This window comes from Bradyrhizobium genosp. SA-3, assembly GCF_004212635.1.
GTDB lineage: Bacteria > Pseudomonadota > Alphaproteobacteria > Rhizobiales > Xanthobacteraceae > Bradyrhizobium.
Genome location: NZ_PSRT01000038.1, coordinates 1 through 16,961, shown reverse-complemented (window position 1 = coordinate 16,961; position 16,961 = coordinate 1). Strand labels below are relative to the sequence as shown.

At 57.7% G+C, this 16,961-nt stretch carries 15 protein-coding genes; 10 read left to right on the top strand and 5 right to left on the bottom strand.

The features are described from left to right. Positions 1-9 precede the first annotated feature (9 nt). Genes nodS through CWO91_RS15255 form a run of 5 tightly spaced genes read right to left on the bottom strand, consistent with a single transcriptional unit; the run spans position 10 to position 4,056 of the window. Positions 10-639, bottom strand: a complete 630-nt coding sequence (nodS, locus tag CWO91_RS15275; RefSeq protein ID WP_130214175.1) for a nodulation methyltransferase NodS — start codon at positions 637-639, stop codon at positions 10-12. Positions 640-650: 11 nt separating this feature from the next. Beyond that, entirely contained in the window at positions 651-2,027 is a 1,377-nt protein-coding gene (gene nodC, locus CWO91_RS15270; protein WP_130214174.1) for a chitooligosaccharide synthase NodC, read from the bottom strand. 17 nt (positions 2,028-2,044) lie between these two features. Then, positions 2,045-2,704 carry a chitooligosaccharide deacetylase NodB gene (gene nodB / locus CWO91_RS15265; RefSeq protein WP_130214173.1) on the bottom strand — a complete coding sequence of 220 codons (660 nt, stop codon included), beginning with the start codon at positions 2,702-2,704 and terminating at the stop codon, positions 2,045-2,047. Beyond that, complete coding sequence (locus tag CWO91_RS15260) at positions 2,701-3,333, bottom strand: NodA family N-acyltransferase (protein ID WP_091886376.1); 633 nt, start codon at positions 3,331-3,333, stop codon at positions 2,701-2,703. Before CWO91_RS15260 ends, nodB begins: the two co-directional genes overlap by 4 nt. Before the next feature lie 54 nt (positions 3,334-3,387). Then, positions 3,388-4,056 carry a NodY gene (locus tag CWO91_RS15255; protein ID WP_245471261.1) on the bottom strand — a complete coding sequence of 223 codons (669 nt, stop codon included), beginning with the start codon at positions 4,054-4,056 and terminating at the stop codon, positions 3,388-3,390. A 112-nt stretch (positions 4,057-4,168) separates the two neighbouring features. Between CWO91_RS15255 and nodD1 the strand changes: the two genes are divergently transcribed. The 10 genes from nodD1 to CWO91_RS15205 all read left to right on the top strand — a co-directional run bounded on the left by nodD1 (position 4,169) and on the right by CWO91_RS15205 (position 16,839). Further along, a complete protein-coding gene (nodD1, locus tag CWO91_RS15250; protein WP_130214172.1) occupies positions 4,169-5,113 on the top strand; it encodes a transcriptional regulator NodD1 in 945 nt (314 codons plus the stop codon). A gap of 636 nt (positions 5,114-5,749) precedes the next feature. Further along, positions 5,750-6,742, top strand: a complete 993-nt coding sequence (nodD2, locus tag CWO91_RS15245; RefSeq protein ID WP_130214171.1) for a transcriptional regulator NodD2 — start codon at positions 5,750-5,752, stop codon at positions 6,740-6,742. Positions 6,743-7,122: 380 nt separating this feature from the next. Next, positions 7,123-7,545 carry a hypothetical protein gene (locus CWO91_RS44275; protein WP_245471260.1) on the top strand — a complete coding sequence of 141 codons (423 nt, stop codon included), beginning with the start codon at positions 7,123-7,125 and terminating at the stop codon, positions 7,543-7,545. Between the two features lie 120 nt (positions 7,546-7,665). Further along, complete coding sequence (locus tag CWO91_RS15235) at positions 7,666-8,376, top strand: MerR family transcriptional regulator (protein ID WP_208753027.1); 711 nt, start codon at positions 7,666-7,668, stop codon at positions 8,374-8,376. Positions 8,377-8,638: 262 nt separating this feature from the next. Beyond that, positions 8,639-9,832, top strand: coding sequence for a branched-chain amino acid ABC transporter substrate-binding protein (locus CWO91_RS15230; protein ID WP_245471259.1), 1,194 nt, complete (start codon positions 8,639-8,641; stop codon positions 9,830-9,832). A gap of 556 nt (positions 9,833-10,388) precedes the next feature. Next, positions 10,389-11,417 carry an LLM class flavin-dependent oxidoreductase gene (locus CWO91_RS15225; RefSeq protein ID WP_130214170.1) on the top strand — a complete coding sequence of 343 codons (1,029 nt, stop codon included), beginning with the start codon at positions 10,389-10,391 and terminating at the stop codon, positions 11,415-11,417. Positions 11,418-13,551: 2,134 nt separating this feature from the next. Next, a complete protein-coding gene (locus CWO91_RS15220) occupies positions 13,552-13,929 on the top strand; it encodes a NolY (RefSeq protein ID WP_130214169.1) in 378 nt (125 codons plus the stop codon). Between the two features lie 788 nt (positions 13,930-14,717). Continuing rightward, a complete protein-coding gene (locus tag CWO91_RS15215) occupies positions 14,718-14,996 on the top strand; it encodes a hypothetical protein (protein WP_130214168.1) in 279 nt (92 codons plus the stop codon). A gap of 1 nt (position 14,997) precedes the next feature. Continuing rightward, positions 14,998-15,243 carry a hypothetical protein gene (locus CWO91_RS15210; protein WP_130214167.1) on the top strand — a complete coding sequence of 82 codons (246 nt, stop codon included), beginning with the start codon at positions 14,998-15,000 and terminating at the stop codon, positions 15,241-15,243. 867 nt (positions 15,244-16,110) lie between these two features. Continuing rightward, complete coding sequence (locus CWO91_RS15205; protein ID WP_130214166.1) at positions 16,111-16,839, top strand: outer membrane protein; 729 nt, start codon at positions 16,111-16,113, stop codon at positions 16,837-16,839. The last annotated feature ends 122 nt before the right edge of the window (positions 16,840-16,961 follow it).

The window sequence follows — 16,961 nt, the reverse complement described above, 5'->3', positions numbered from 1 at the left end:
CCCCCTGGCCTAGTGACCGACGTTTGATTGTTCTGACGAGTGACCCGGTTTCTGGAAGCGGACGATCAAGCAGTCTTCGTTGACCGACTCGCTGTGGCAGTGCAGACGATCGACCTCCGATAGGTTCTCGTTGAAGAGAGCGATCACCGTTTCGGCACCAGCAGCATGACCCCAACGTTGACATGTGGCATCACGTGCGGACCCGAAAATCAGAGCTCCATTTGGCGCAAGCATACTCACCAGATTGCGGATAGCCGCATGCATCTCGACAATGTCCTTGAGGTAGTAAAGAACCTCGGCCACGACGATCAAATCGAACTGCTCAATGGTCGAGAACCGCTGAATGTCGCAGGTCACCCACGTGATATGTGACCACTTCCTTGTCCGGAGTTGCGCTCGCTCGATCGCCTGCGGCATGACATCGACCACGGTGAGTCGTTTGCATAGCGGCGCCAGCATGTCCGTGAATGCACCGGCTGCACATCCTACTTCGAGGGCATGCGCAACATCTCCGTTGCAACGCGACATCCGGAGCATTTGCGCGTACCGCTCCTGTTCGAACGAACTACTGTCGAGGCGCCATGGATCGTCGACAGCCAACTCTCGCTCTAATAGCTGATGGTTTGTGTCCAGGGTCATGAAACAACCACCTATTTGTAGGCAGTCGAACGATCGCGACCGCAAACACTCTTCGTCGCTGCCAGGCTCGATGGACGGTGCGAAACTCCCGCCTTACAAATTGTGCCAGACATCCCTCCCATAATTGCAGGACTTCGTCCAGCGTTCGGGTGCGGGATGACAGACTGCTTTTCCCCTTCGGCCGGCACATTGGCGATCTTGCGCGATAGCCAATCGCTGTTGCTCAATGTACAAAGCGCATAAGCCTTCAAAGGAAGTAAGAGAAAGATATTGATCGGTGTGTGGAGCGAGAAGCCGAGAAACCGCAGTTCGCGAGCACGAAGGGCTGCCACACTGCACCGGACCATTGTCATTGCTGCAATCGTCAATCCCGTCCACCAGGGTACAGAGCCGCCGATTAGGAACTGCGCGAGCGCAGCCAGGGATGAAAGGGCGAGAAGCAACGGGCCGAGATTTTGCCCGATAACGTCTAGCGTCAGATAGCCATCGAGCTCTGGCAGCAGGCGTAATGCAAGAAACGTGTCCCGAAAGGTACTGCGCGCCCAGCGGAGTTGCTGACGCAGATATGGCCCAAGACTGTCCGGGACGACTGTTGCTGCGATTGCGTTCGGGACGTATTCGGTTCGAAACCCCGCCTTGAGCATGAGGATCGTTAGATGGCGATCCTCGCCGAAATCGCTCGGCTTCCCACGAAAGAATTGCGCTTCGTATTGATCAAGAAGCAAGGCGAGCGCGGAGCGACGATACATGGCACATGGGCCGCAGCAGCACATGACGGCACCGAAACGAGCCTGTGCCGCGCGCTCTTCGTTGCACGCCAACCAGTATTCCATGTCGATCAGCCTGGTCAGCCAGGTTTCGCTGCGATTGCTCGCTATCAACTGACCCATGGCCGCACCGACTTGCGGGTCATGCATCTTCAATACAAGCTTCGTGACAACGTCAGCAGCAAGTATCGTATCCGAGTCCACGTTGAGCACCAGGTCCCCGGATGAGCTGCGTATTGCAGCGATCTGCGCCTTGCGCTTCCCAACGTTCTTTGCCAGCAAGAGGATGCTGAATCTCGGATCGTTTGCATAGATCTTGTGTACAGGCGCGACAACGTCGCGATTTTCAGATCCGTCGTCGACCACATAGACCTGTAGCTTTCCGGCATAGTCTTGATTCGCAAGCGACTCCAGACATTCGGCGAGCGTGTTTGGATCCTCGTTGAAGCACGGCACGATGACGTCCACAGTGGGAAGGACCACCTCGGATTGTACCGGCTTGTCCTGCAGCGATGACTTAATCGCCGGCTGGGCATAAAGCGCTTGCGCGCTTTTGTAGATAGTCGAGAGCAGCGCATAAGACGAAACGGCGACAGCGCTGGTTGTAGCGAGCAGGTCCATAGGGTCTCAGTTTTTGTTCAGTGAAGTTGAGGAAGTGGACGGATTACAAACCCGCGCCGTTGTAATGCCGGAATCAGATATGACAGCGCCATCGTGGTCTGATCACGCAGCGTGGCATCAGTGCACAGTCTCTCCTCATCGGGAGGATATCCGTCGTGCAGGAGCACGATTGCACCCGGGCGAACGCTCGCCAGTACTGAATTCACAATTCTATCGACCCCGGGGCGGGACCAATCTCTCGGATCGACCGACCAGTGCACAGCTGTAAGACCAGCGCTCGCTGACATAGCGAGCACCTCTTGTGTCCATATGCCGTAAGGTGCTCGCATGTGCCTGGGCGAGGCCTGCGGGCACGCCAAACGGATCGCCTCGCTCGCCGTCAGCACTTCATCGTGCACCTCCGCAGGTCCGCATCTGGATAGATCTGGATGCGTCATCGTGTGGTTCGCAACCTCATGCCCTTCCGCAATCATTCGTCGAATGAGTTCAGGTTGGTCGGCCGCGTACGTGCCGATGACGAAGAACGTCGCCGGAACCCCATGTTGCGCCAGCACATCGAGCACCTCTGGCGTGCAGAATGGATTTGGCCCATCGTCAAAGGTCAAATAGACAGGGCGACTTCCGCTCACGTCAGCGTAGTCGCAGCGGACAGCAGATAGGGGGAAAAGCGCTTTCACAGCTCAGGCCCGTTCCGATCGATGATCGTCCCTGCCGGCCACTCGCTTATCGAGCGTCCAACCGGGAAAACCACCACGATCACGTCTTCGATGCGGATCGGCGACAAACTGGGATAGACATCCGGATGCGTGGAGCGGACGCGAATGCCAGACATGAGGGTGGCGAGCCCCTGCCTTTGGACCAGTCGAGTCATATGTTTCTCAAGCGCAGGCCGAACCGTACCGAAGCCGAATGGAACCCCAAGCTCCTGCAGTATCGGATACGTCACGCGCATTGCGTGGCTGATTCCCAGCCCTTCGAGATCCGGACGCACCGCATATAACCCCAGTTCGGCAACGAGTAGATCGACCCCGCCAATCTTGATGAAGCGGCGTAGTAGCCCGACATGAGCGGCTACCCCGCGCGCGTCGTAACCGATAATGCGGACCTCAGGCCTCGCCCCGGCCCAACTTCGGTTGCCCTCAAATGGCTGCGCATTGAACGCACCGGTCGGCCCGTAACTCTTGCGGAAGAACTCGGCGAGTTCGGCATGATCGGTGAGCTGCAATTCGTTTTCCCAGCGACGGCTCCACTGCACTTGAGCGCGTGCAGAAGGAGCTTCCGCAGTCCGGGATACGGCAATGTTCATGGCGGGCTTCCTTGCGCCAGTGGAATTAAGAGCGGAGATGGTCACGTGAACTCGCTACCCGCCAAAGCGCCGGTCCACACTGAAATGGCGCTGCCATGCCCCGTCGGAGCTCGGCACCCCTCGCCTGCACCGCGCCTCGCGCCTTCTCTCGCGATGAAGCGATCGCATCGTTCGCGTCGTCACCCGACCAATGCCCTGCGCGCGATAGGCCGGAAGATGCCGACGAAGCGATTGGACTAACCAGAACCTGTCTGCACCACGGCGCTTTTCCGCCTCGTCCAGCATCGCTGTCGATGTTTTGACGTCTGAAGGCAGGCCATCGATGCGCGGGGCCTCATCGATGGCGCATCGGAGCGGCATCAGATCAAACTGGTTCTTATGCATCTTCGACACGCCCTGAATGCGGTGAACAGGCGAGCCATTTGGAGATTCGCCTGAAATGCTTGGCATCCGCAATCTGCGCCTGCCGCTATTTCGCGACACTAGAATGAGGCTGAACGCCCTCTCAAGTGTACGCGAGTAAACCTCCAATATGGAAACGGATGGAATACGCAAACCAAGGTTTATCGGGATCCGCCTGGTATCCCATTGAGCGAGCTTCGCGCTGAGAAGAATCGACGTGGCTCGCACGGCGCGCCCATAGCCGCCCTCGAAACGGATGCGGCGTGCTGCTCGCACGTCCAGAAGTTTTTCTCTGAGCCCGCGGGAGCGACCAGCAGCCATCGTGGTATGCCTGATTACTTTTACAAACTGATGTTTGCTATCCAACATCCCGCAGTTTGGTAAAATCGATTGTTTCGATAGAACACATCCACACGATGGATAGACTCACAACATGCGGTTCAAGGGACTTGATCTAAATCTTCTCGTTGCGCTCGATGCTCTGATGACGGAGCGCAACCTCACAGCGGCGGCGCGCAAAATTAACCTGAGCCAGCCCGCTATGAGCGCTGCGATCGCGCGGCTGCGCACCTATTTCCGCGATGAACTATTTACCATGAGAGGTCGCGAGCTCGTCCCGACACCTGGCGCGGAGGCGCTTGCAGGTCCGGTTCGCGAGGCCCTGCTGCACATCCAACTCTCGATCATATCACGGGACGCATTCGACCCGACTCAATCGAGCCGACGCTTCAGGGTCATTCTCTCCGATTTCATGACAATCGTCTTTTTTCGTAGAATCGTGGACCGTGTTGCGCAGGAAGCTCCCGCGGTGCGGTTCGAATTGCTGCCATTTTCCGATGAACCCGATGAGCTGCTCCGCCGCGGCGAGGTCGACTTTCTCATTCTGCCGGAATTGTTCATGTCGAGCGCGCACCCTAAGGCGACGCTGTTCGACGAGACCCTCGTATGCGTGGGCTGCCGCGCGAACAAACAGCTATCGCGGCAGCTTACGTTCGAAAAATACATTTCGATGGGGCACGTTACGGCCAAGTTCGGACGAGCCCTGAGACCAAACCTAGAAGAATGGTTTTTGCTTGAGCACGGCCTCAAGAGACGCATTGAGGTCGTTGTGCAGGGCTTTAGCCTGATTCCGCCCATATTGTTGGACACGGGCCGGATCGGCACAATGCCCTTACGGCTCGCCAGACACTTCGAAAAGCGGATGCCACTGCGGATCGTCGAGCCACCGCTTCCCCTGCCCACATTCACCGAGGCTTTGCAGTGGCCTGCGTTTCACAATACCGACCCGGCGAGCATTTGGATGCGGCGGATATTGCTGGAGGAGGCGTCCAACATGGCATCTGGGCATCAGGAGCCTCCAACTCGCCGGCGCTGCTAGGCTCGCCATAAGCCGCGCTCGGAAAGTTCCAAATACGCTATAACTCCTTCGACGTGCTCGGCCCCTTTCGTCAGTTCAACGTCTCTGGGGCGAAGCTGCCAGAGACCGCCGCGAGGCGGCGATCGGTCGGGAAGACTTGCCGAGTGGTGAGCGTGGTGACCTCGCAGGTGTGGTTGGATTCGCTTGCACTGCAAACAGGTGAGGCCAGGCACTACGCGGCAGAACACGCCTCCTCAAGCACAATAATGTTTAGCTTGCCCGATAAAATCGCTTGAACCGCACACTGCGTCAGGTTGTAGGTTAACCGCCGTGACTAACGCTGCGCTACGCGGCCGTCGATGGGCGCTTTGGCGAACTCACGGCGCTGGCCGGACGCTGGGGTTGATCTGCCATTAACGAACTGACCGGGCCCGCCGGAAGCAGCGAGACCGATCAGCTTCGGGACTCCTGACGGTTTCCGGCCGCTGCTGATCGGCCTACCGCGTTGCTCTCCATTCTTGCGGTCACTTCGCGAGCGTCTTTACGCGATCGCACGATGGAACCGATGTCCATTCGGCGAGCCAATAGGACCGCTTCAGACGCAGCCGTCGCCGCTTGTCGTATGCGCCGCAAGGATGTTTGTGCCGGATAAGAAGAATGCGTTTCAAAGGTCTAGATCTAAATCTTCTCGTCGCGCTGGATGCTCTAATGACCGAGCGCAACCTCACCGCAGCGGCACGCAAGATTAACCTCAGTCAGCCGGCCATGAGCGCAGCCGTTGCCCGGCTGCGCTCCTATTTCCGTGATGAGCTGTTTGGGATGAGGGGGCGGGAACTTGTCCCGACCTCACGCGCGGAAGGACTCGCAGCTCCTGTGCGCGAGGCTCTAATGCACATTGAGCTCTCAATTATGGCGCGGGACGTGTTCGACCCAGCTCGATCGAATCGGCGATTCCGGATCGGCCTTTCTGATTTCATAACAGTCGTATTCTTCCGAAATGTCGTGGAGCGCGTCGCGCGAGAAGCGCCCGCCGTCAGCTTCGAACTTGTGGCGCTCACCGATGAGCACGATGAGCTTCTCCGCCGCGGCGAAGTCGATTTTGTTATCTTGCCGGAATTATTCATGTCCAGCGCGCACCCCAGGGCGGCCCTATTCGAGGAGAGACTCGTCTGCGTAGGCTGCTGCACGAACAGCCACCTACTACCGCGGCTTACATTTGATCGGTATATGTCGATGGGCCACGTTGCGGTTAAGCTCGGAGCTGCGCGCAAGACGCCGATCGAGGAATCCTTTTTACTCGATCTCGGCCTCAATCGGCGCATCGACATTCTCGTGCAGAGCTTCAGCATGATCCCGCTCCTACTGGTAGATACGAACCGCATAGGGACGATGCCATTAGGGCTCGTAAAGCATTTCCAAAGAACGATGCCCCTTCGGATTGCCGAGCTTCCGCAGCCATTCCCCGCCTTCACTGAGGCAGTCCAATGGCCCGTGCTTCACAACAGCGACCCGGAAAGCCTCTGGATGCGAGAGATATTGTTGCAGGAGGCCACCCGCATGGCAACTGCACAAGAGCCCTCCATCATCTGCACTTCGGAACGAGCGGATACTGCCGGAGATTTCGCACGATCTGTCTCGCCTTTGTCGTAAGGACGTTCGCAACGGCTGCGAACCTCATATCTCAACGCATGTCTCAACGCAGACAATTCAGGCTCGCCTCGCTCGAACTCATTGTCGCTGGATAGAGGCCCTCGCAGCGGACGGCTATCATGACGACGTTGTGTCGCTCTTTCGCATGTTGGCATTAGGCGCGACATGCGAGCGGCGGCTCAGACTGTTGGCCTGGTTTTAGAGACAGGGACGGAGCGACGCGTTCACTGCCAAGCCAGGCCTTACGTTGCAACCCCGGCCGCCGGGCCTCGATACAGCTAGGATCGGTACGGGGGATGTCGTCGTCAACTCTCCGAATCAGTAGTGGCTCCCGTTGAGGGAGACGATTCGGCTTCTTCGCAGAAGTACCACCATGCACAGTGAGCGTGGTGGTCATCGATCATGCATATGACCACGATCTCTTGCGCTGTCGAAGCAAGCATCTCGCACGCGTGTTGCCCTGTCGCATCACCCTGGAGTACATCGCACCCTCGTCGCTCTGCGCCGCCGGTCTGACTTCTTTCGGCCCTACCGCAGCCAAACGTCTTGACGACGTGCGGTGCCCTGACGCAATGACAAACAAGGAGCTGACGTTGGAGCAATGCAGCGGGGTGTTCGATCCGGAAGAGCTTTCCGTCCTGGGAAGCCTTTATGATGGCGCGGTCACCGCGCTACCCCCATCGATGCGAAATCCGGAAAATCGCACAGCAATCGCCAAACTCATCCTGGAGCGTACCGCGGCTGGCAAGGCTCAAGTGGCATGCCTGACGAACTTGTTGATCACCATTTCCTCTCAGGGTTGATCCCCCGGCATTCTGAGGATAGTCACCATTCTCGCGCTGGAATGGAAGACGATCCGGCTAGAGCTTTGAAATAGCTTGAATCATACGTGACGTCAGGTTGTAGGCTTTAAATTGAACAACATGAGCAAAGCTACACCACGAAGGCGTCGATGGCGCATTGGCGAACTTGCAGAGGCGACCGGAGTAACGGTACGCACGCTGCATCATTATGAACACACGGGGCTCCTAGCAGCCTCAGAGCGTACTGACGGCGGCCACCGGATGTACGACCGTGAAAGCGTGCAGCGGGTTCACCAGATTCGCGCGCTACGTGAGCTTGGCTTCTCCCTTGTCGAGATCCGTAAAGCTATGGAGGGCTCGACCTCACTCATCGACCTGCTGCGCAAACATCTAGAGCGGATAGAACTTCAAGTCGCTCGAGCAACTCTGCTGCGCGACCGTTTGCGCAACATGACCATCGACCGCGAGAGCCAGGTCAGTGTGGATGAGCTGCCTGCCACCCTGAATGCGATGTCGCGGGTCGAGACGCGTAGTCAGACGTCCCGATGCACCTGCAAGTTAGCTGCAGATCGCGAGGAGCGGTGGCGGCGGATCCGCGACGACCTGCGTGATTGCATGGATCGAGGCGAGCACCCTTGCGGCGAGCGGGCCAAGGCCGTCGCAGCTGCAGCACGCTTGCTGATCAGCGAAATCGCCGGCGCCGACTCACGCGTTTCCATGATCCTGAAGGTACTTGCACGATTAAGCGCCCCCCAAAGTCTGGCTGGTTGGGATCCCTGCCTCATGCAGTATCTCGATCTCGCCCTTGGCGGGTTGGAGGATCAGCCGTAATGACGTTCTCATGGCCGGCTCCGCACAAGGCTGCCGATCGGCATTGGCAAGCTGAAAACGCGATGACGCTTGGTTGATTGGCGGCTCTGATGCGGGCCGACAGTTTTAAGGACTCAATGGGACAGATTGTCATCGTCTCACCGACCCGCGCTCCCCTGACGCATTGATCGAGGCCTCCTTCAAAAGGGGCTTGAACCGCACGTAACGTCAAATTGTAGGCTCCACCGTGGTCGCAATCTGGCCGACCTAACGCACGCTTCGCTTGGTCGGCAGCCTCGACCTGCAGGCGCGTCTGATCACAGCTGCTGGCGGTTCACTTCAGGTGAGCATTGGGAGCTCTACAATGTTAAATGGGCGTTACGCTTTTGCTGCGAGTGCAGCGCTTCTCTTCTGCGCCCTCGCCTCGGCTGCGCGCGGCTCCGAGGTCAATATTGCCGTGGCTGGCCCAATGAGCGGAAGCAGCGCTGCGTTCGGCGAGCAAATGCGCGTTGGTGCGGCTGCGGCGGTCGAGGCATTGAATGCTTCGGGCCTACTTCCCGATACCAAGGTGATATTGAGTGTCGCCGACGACGCCTGCGACCCGAAGCAAGCTGTCGCAGTTGCGAATAAGCTCACAACAGAGCGGGTTCGGTTGGTCGTTGGCCATTTTTGTTCCTCTTCGTCGATCCCGGCCTCCGACATCTACGCCGAAGCAGGCATCGTTCAGCTGTCACCTGGCTCGTCCAATCCTCAGCTAACAGAGCGCGGCCTTGAGACTGTCTTTCGGATCTGCGGCCGCGACGACCAACAGGGCACCGTTGCCGCTGAGTACATTCACAGGAACTATCCTAACCACAAGATCGCGGTGCTCGACGACAAGAGCACCGCAGGCAAGGGTATTGCCGACGTGGTTCAGGCACAGCTTCAGAGATTCGGTGAACAAGTCATTCGGCAAAGCTATGTAGCCGGTGAAAAGGATTACAGGGCGCTGGTCTCAAGAATGAAGAAGGATCGGGTGCGCGTTGTCTATATCGGCGGTTATCATACCGAAATCGGATTGTTTGTACGCCAGGCATCAGAAGCAGGAGCGGGACTCATAGTCATGGCGAACGATCCGTTGATGACCTCTGAATTCTGGGCCATTACCAGCAGCGCTGGGAATGACACATTGTTTACCTTCATGCCGGACCCCGCCAGGAATGCCAATGCGGCCGGCGTGGTCGCCGGACTCCAAGCTTCCAACCTGTCCGCTGAAGGCTACACGCTTTACGCCTATGCAGCCGTGCAAGCATGGGCAGAAGCGGTGAACCGGACCGGCTCCTTCAATGCTGCGCGCGTCGCCAGTGCACTTCGTTCACGGCCGATCGACACCGTGATTGGCCCAGTCCGGTTCGATACAAAGGGAGACAACGCGGCTCCTGGTTTTCTGGTTTACCGCTGGCGCGACGGCCGTGTTGAAACTGTCCAGCAGAACTGATTGGCATCAACGCCGTCTCCCCAAACTCAAAGTGACACGGATGATGAGACGCCCTCATAACGTTGGAGCAGCGATACTCGCAAGCTCTCTTATACTTGCAGCTTTTGGAGCGTTTTTAGCGTTCGCTGCGGCGCTCGCAGAGCTACCCGATGTCGACCTGAAGGAGGCGCTACGTCTGACGATAGACAAATAGTAGCCGTACCGAGCTGATCTGGCAGGCAGGCACAGCATTTCTGAAGCGGCCATCTACAATTGTGCCAGGTTTGGCGGCATGGACGTTTCTGCGGCCAAGCGGTTGAAGGCCCAGGAAGAGGAGACCGCCAAGCTATCGATGCTTCTGGTCGAGCACATGCTTGGTGTGGAGGCGCTTCGCCAGTCAAAGTAACGGCCGGGCCGCCATCTGCGCATTCTCGTGAGCCAATCACATCGTGCAATCAGATCCACGCACCCAAAAGGAAACGCCCTAAGCGGTCAAATGACGAAGAAGACCTCTTTGAGCGCGACGGCATGAAGCAACCAGGACTCGCCACCTAGCCCATAATCGGAGATTGATCGAGTGAAGAGTGGCCTTTCAAGACTAACGTGCGGCATTTTCGACCATTTGGATGACGACGGCCGAGATGCCGCACGACAATATGAAGATCGTCTCAAGCTGGCGGAGGTCTGCGATTCCCTCGGCTTCTACGCTTATCACCTGGCCGAACACCACTGCACACCTCATGGCAGAGGGCCCTCGCCGAACCTGTTTCTATCAAGCGTCGCGCAGCGCACCCGGCGATTACGCTTCGGTCCGCTCGTCCTTTTGCTCAACCTTTATCATCCATTGCGCGCATTCGAAGAGATCTGCATGCTTGACCAATTGAGCGGCGGCAGGCTCGAGCTCGGGATAGGCCGCGGCTCCCAGCCGATTGAATGGAGCTATTTCGGCATCAGTGCAGACGCCGTACCAAGCCGTTATACGGAAGCCAGCGAAATCCTGAATATTGCGCTGAAGGGGCATACGCTATCTTATCAGGGACACCACTTTGAGCTGAGGGACATACCCTTAACCTTGAGGCCTCATCAACGTCCATATCCGCCGACCTGGATCGCGAGCAATCGGGTCGAAACGGCGCAGTGGGCCGCTGCAAATGGCGCCAATCTGGCGTGCATAGGCCGCGCCTGTGTTGTCCGGAACGTTACGGATGCCTACCGCTCCCATCGAGCGCACAATACAACCGCCCACGGTCGCGAGCCATTTCTCGGGCTGGTCCGCATGGTCGTGATTGCGAAATCTGATCAGGACGCTCATGCGGCGGCCGAAACTGCGTATCGACGATGGCTGGAGAGCTTCAAGTTTCTTTACGAGCTGAATGCCATTCCGACACCGCCCGCCCTCCCGCTGACCTTCGATGCAGCGCTTGAGAGCGAATTGTGCGTCGTCGGAACGCCAGCTTCCGTCCGACAGCTCCTTCTTAACCAGATGGAAGAGGCAGGTGCCAACTACCTGCTTTGCCAGCTTGCATTCGGAAACCTTCCGCTGGAGACTTCCCTGTACACCGCAACAGCAATCAAAGCTGAAATTCTCGATAGTTTTGCCGGATAATGTCTAGATTGGGGAATCATACACTTGGCAAGTAGACCGACGCGCTGAGATTATATCCGAAGCTGGTTGCGATTTTGGTCGTCGCTTGCCCTGGGCGCAAAGGCGACGGTCAGCCTCAATGGCAGCGATCAACCGGTCAATCTTTCGGACTGCGCTTCTTCCTTGCTTCGACACATGAAACTCTGCTGAAGGGAATTCTTCGTTGTGAGCGGCTTTACGCAATGAACTTTGTCGGCATGGGCGGAACTGGCGGTGGTGCCGTCTACGTCGGCAACGGCAAGATTGTCGGAATCGACGCTGGGAACCTTCGCTATAGTGGCACCTACATCGAGGAAGGCGGTCGGATGAAGGGGACTGTCAACCTAGCCGAACGCTCTTCGTCCGCTTTGATCTCGCGGGCCTTTTCAATGAAGGCCCGCGATTGCTCAGGGTCATCCTGCATCTGCGGGAGGCCGAAGCTGGTGGATAGTCGCCGTCGAGATTCCATGGCCTTCTCTTCGGCTTGCGGCGATCGAGGAGTTTGGAACTTCGTGACATCTGGGGGTCCACTTTAAAGGTATTCGAAGGGTCACCGCTGCGACCTTTTTGTCTTCTCAATCACGGCCTGTCATCAACGAATCAGCAGGCTCGCCTGAAAGCCCTTAAGCTCACTGAACCAAGACGGCGGGAGAAAACTAATTACCCCGCCTTTGATGTAGGCGATGAGATTACTCACGTGCGCTATTCACGAACTGGATGCATCCCATCAACACTTTCGATTTTACCAATTTCAGCCAAATACCCCATAAGTCGATCGCCCGGTTTCCGGAAAGCACATTTCACGAATGTCGTGTGACAATGGATCCTTCTTGCTTTCAGCATAGTCGCAGGCCAATTCAAGCTTCTCGTGGCTGCATCCCCAACGACACCCCTCAATCTTTGAAATCGACGCACGTGCGGCGCAGATGCGGTCGGATGGCCAGCCGCGCGGCAATCTATCGCGTTGTCGCCTCCCCCTTTGCCATCATACTAAGCCCTCCAAGAAGATCGGCTCTCACACTGCTTGGCCAGGGTAAATGCGTGCGCTGCATAGAGTTCGGGCAGGCGAACTGCCCGCTCCACCGGTGCGGGCTGGACTTTTCGCCCTCACCAGGCGGGCAGCGTCGACAATCCGCCGCTGTCGCGGCCTTCAAGCAAAGCAGTGCCGTCAGCTATCTGACTGCGCTAAGTGCAAGACACGTATCCTCCGGCCAGGACGGGGCACTGATGTCGATCCGTGTGATGAGACCAGCCACGCGATCTTACTGCCCACCCCCGTACGTCGTGTGATCGTGGATTCTCACTCTGCTTGCGTCCTCGGCCTTCGTCGGCGGGCGGCACCCTCACCCACTTCCTCCAGACTGACGCTACCTCATCTCATTCTATGCGCCGGCGCTCTTCGACCATATCCCGACGCGGTTATGCCTTGTCAGCGATCCTTACATCACTATCGGAACGAGTGGTGGACGTGCGCGATCTGCCGGTCTTGTATCTTAGCGCGCGCAGCTTCCAGGAGCCCATCCGCACCCTCAGCGTGCCAGGCATCGCCTGTCAACGAATGCAGAGAGAAACCGCAGACGTATGTAGCGAATGTTATTTCTGGGTTGCCTGGCATGGACTGGGACATCATTGTCTGGCATGATGAGGAGACCGGTCTGGACCAGCTAACGGCGCATCTTCAGCAACAGCTTCGTCCAGCGCCAAGCGCTCTGTATGACACTCTGCCTGGCGAGCCCTCCGGTTACGTGAGGATCGCTATGTCAGGCGGCAAGCAATCCCGGAGCAGTTCGGGCGGCGCTTCTCGACTTGCCGTCATCAGCGGTATCCCCGCTGGCTGGAGTGACTGCCACTACCCGACGCGCTGGACCGGCTCGACGGTCCAATCAAATGACGGGCCATCTACAACGCTGTTCGCGGCGTTCTATCCCGTCGATTCCGCCTTTGCGGTCCTTTCGCTGCACGTGCCTGCCACCCGCTCCATTCGGCGACCATGCGTGCGCACCTTGCTAGCAGCCATTCGTTGTAGCGCCGCGTCTGCCGTCTCGCGAACGGGGAAAGCACGACACAACCGTTACTCAGCCTGCTGCCCTGCATTTAACTACCTTGGAGCAACACCGTGGAACTTGACCCTTCCAATTCACGCACACAAGACCTCGAGGATCGCATCGACCTGCAACTCGACATCGTGGCCGCCCTCATACGCGAAGAAGGCAACGAGCTCGAAGCGATCCGACTGCTAAACGCACTCACAAACCAAATGATTACCGCGGAACTGGAGCTCGGCCAGCTCGGCGATACGAGAACCGGGGGCCACGCCGGCGACCGGCGAACAGCGCGACTGTCGCGGGACCGTGGCGTTTACCACCCAGAAGACCTTCAGGTTTTGGGACGCCTTCTCGATCAGGCCGTGGCGGCATTACCGGAAGTGCTGCGAACTCCCGCCAACCAAATGAAGATCGCCAAACTAATTCTGTCACGTGCAGCAGCGGACTGAGATTTGATTTGGTTTTTCTGCGGTTGATGACGCGCTTATCGAGCGTTTATCGCTGGGCTGACTGCTACGCCCGAGCGCACCAGGGATCGACGACTTGGCGTTTATGGGTTCACCGTCCCGTAAGCGCGCCGGTTCCGCTGGCTTTTCCATATCGCAACTGTTCGCCACCACACTCGAAAGCAGGCTCGCCTATTAAACCACCTCGCGCCGGAGATGACACAGTTTCATTCGATCCAGCTAGACCTTGCAGTTCTTCGAGCACCTGATAGCTATGGTGTCTTAAACGCCTGCGGCCAACTCCAAGGGCTGATAGTTGGGAAGCGCAACCCAACACATGCGTGCGAGACATCGCACGGCTATCGCCGCTTCTGATCCCTCCATGCGTTCGGCCCTCGTTGCGGCATTGTCTCCTACAAAGCGCAACGAACGGCACCCACACTCCTTTGCCGGACGACAGCGAATTCGGCAGGAGAGCATCGCAATTGCCGCTGCATCTCGCTCCCTTCTCTAGTGCGACTCACCTGGAGCAAAACCCGCACCGAGAGCAGGAGGCCACACGCAGGGTCGAGCAACAGGATGACGGATCGCGGACACATGTCAGAAAGCAAACAAGCAGCGTTCGGAAAACGCCACACGATTCCAGAAACGACATGACAAGCAGTTGCGATCAGAGCTCTTCTTAGATTGAGACTGCGAAAGGAGTTGAACGGCCCATTTTCATCATGTTCGGCTTTAGTCGTGATGGCATGGCGCCGATCTTCCGATTGCAGGAAGAATAGCCACAACTATTGACCGATGCCAAGCGACAAGAGCACTGCGGCAATGAAGCGCGCGAACAACGCGTGATCGTTTCAACCGTTTCAGAATTTTTCGAATTGCGCCTGGCAATACGACGTTCGGTCATCGGAACTTCAACAAACATCTATATCGACTTCATTGAAGCGCCGAGAGCAGCTCGATACGCAAGCGGTCTGGGCCCTGATGTCCTACTTGCTGGGACAGGCCACAGACTCTCGGTTCGCTTTTGGCAAGGTACGTCCTTGTATCAGGATGTCGAGGAGTGTTGAGATGGATCAGTTCTTATCCGAGCAAGTGCAGGCGCCAGATGCTATCGTGAGTGTCGCATTTGATAAGGCTTGGCGCTTTGTCGAGAAGGATCCGTTGCTGGCGCATAATCTCAAGACGGTCCTTCATACTCGATTGCGAACTTTCCTCGAGTGTTCGATAAGGAACGGCGAACGGAATACTTTGAATCTGGCAAACGAAGCGATACGCAACTTGCGGGCTGAACTGGCGCCGTCGACCAAGCAATAAGGCGCTTGCACCTCTACTGTCAGATGGGTTTGGCTTCGTTAAGGCTCTTGGGGACCTTATGCGGCAGGAACGAACCGGGTCAGAACGTGGTCGAGCTGACCTGCCTCCACTCATGTTCTGCCCCGCTGACGACGAGCACGTTCGCGACGACTGTTGCCTGTGCAGCTCTTCTGGTCACCCGGGACCAGTAAGCTGGACCCCTGAGCAAGTCGGCGACGAGACGGGACAGCCGCGCTAATATTCCCTGGCGTAATTCGTTCTCTCTTCTGACGAGCTCGGCACGAGCTTGCGCAACTTCAAGCAAGAGCCTCGTCAAGCGCAGCCGCATTGCCTTCTTGACGTCCCTCGATCCCGGTAGAGATTGAGGAATGTTGTGCTACACTTGTAATAGGTCCGGAGCCAAAGCGATCGAGGCCTGTGATCGATCACCACCGCATCGCTCACGATTACAAGCGGCAGCGCGACCGTCCTGCCGGAAGAATGAGCTTGAGCGTCCAAGACGCGTCCTCGATCAGCGGTCTTTATTTGCCGAACTGTCTGAACAGCGAGCATGCACGGGGCGCATTGGCGCAGCCTGGCTTTGGCGCCAGTTAGCGACAGAGGGAGCCAAACACCTCGCAGCATTGCGTCACATCACAGGCCGTCATGAACGGATCGTATTCAAAGAAGGATCTGCGCCAAGCGACCACTGTCAGGCCGCAGCATTTCGGTCAAGGCAGTGCATGGCAAATTGCGCGCTCCACAATCTGACGCGGCGTGCGATTGGCGCCATTTCTTTCGAAGACATGTTGTGCCGCAGTTACAGCAATTCGCGATCATGTTGTTAAACGCACGGCGCCGGGGGGCATCGAAAGGAACGACACTCGAATGAAGAATTTTCTGATTCTGATCGCAAGCATCGGCGCACTCAGTGCGGCCGCTCCCGCATTTGGCGCGGACTTGGCCGGGCAGCCCGTCAAGGTCAAGGCGCCACCGCTGCCGGTCGCAGCCCCGATTATCGATTGGTCCGGCTACTATATCGGTGTCAATGGCGGCTGGGGAACGGGCCGCAACTGCTGGGATTTCAATGGCGTCACTCCCGAGGGTTGTCATAATTCGACTGGCGGTACCATTGGCGGCCAGATTGGCTATCGTTGGCACATCTTCAACATGGTCTACGGGATCGAAGGCCAGGGCAACTGGGCCGACTTCAGCGGCTCCAATGTCAGCACCGCCTTCCCAGCAGACACCATTGGCACCAAGACAGATGCGTTCGGTCTGCTCACCGGCCATATCGGCTACGCGTTCAATGCCGTGCTGCTTTACGGCAAGGGCGGTGCTGCGGTGACCAGCAACACCTATCACGTCAACTCGGTGGCTACTGGCACCGAGATTGCCAAAAACAATGATGTGCGTTGGGGTGGCGCGCTGGGCGCCGGTGCCGAAGTCAGCCTCACGCCGAACTGGTCAGCTGGCGTCGAGTATACCCACTTGTTCATGCAGCGCAGCAACGTAAGCTTCCCAGCGGCCTTTGGCGCCGATCGCGTCCACCAGGACGTCGATCTCATCACGGCACGGCTCAATTACAAGCTCGGCCAGACGTTTCCCAAATATTGATCTCCACGCGCCTGCGTGAATCGGGGGCCCCGACCACGGTCGGGGTTCTTCCTTCAGACGCTCCTCTCCCCCGCGGCATCCCTGCCGGACTTCCGAAGCACCAGGCCCGAGCCCGTCTAGGG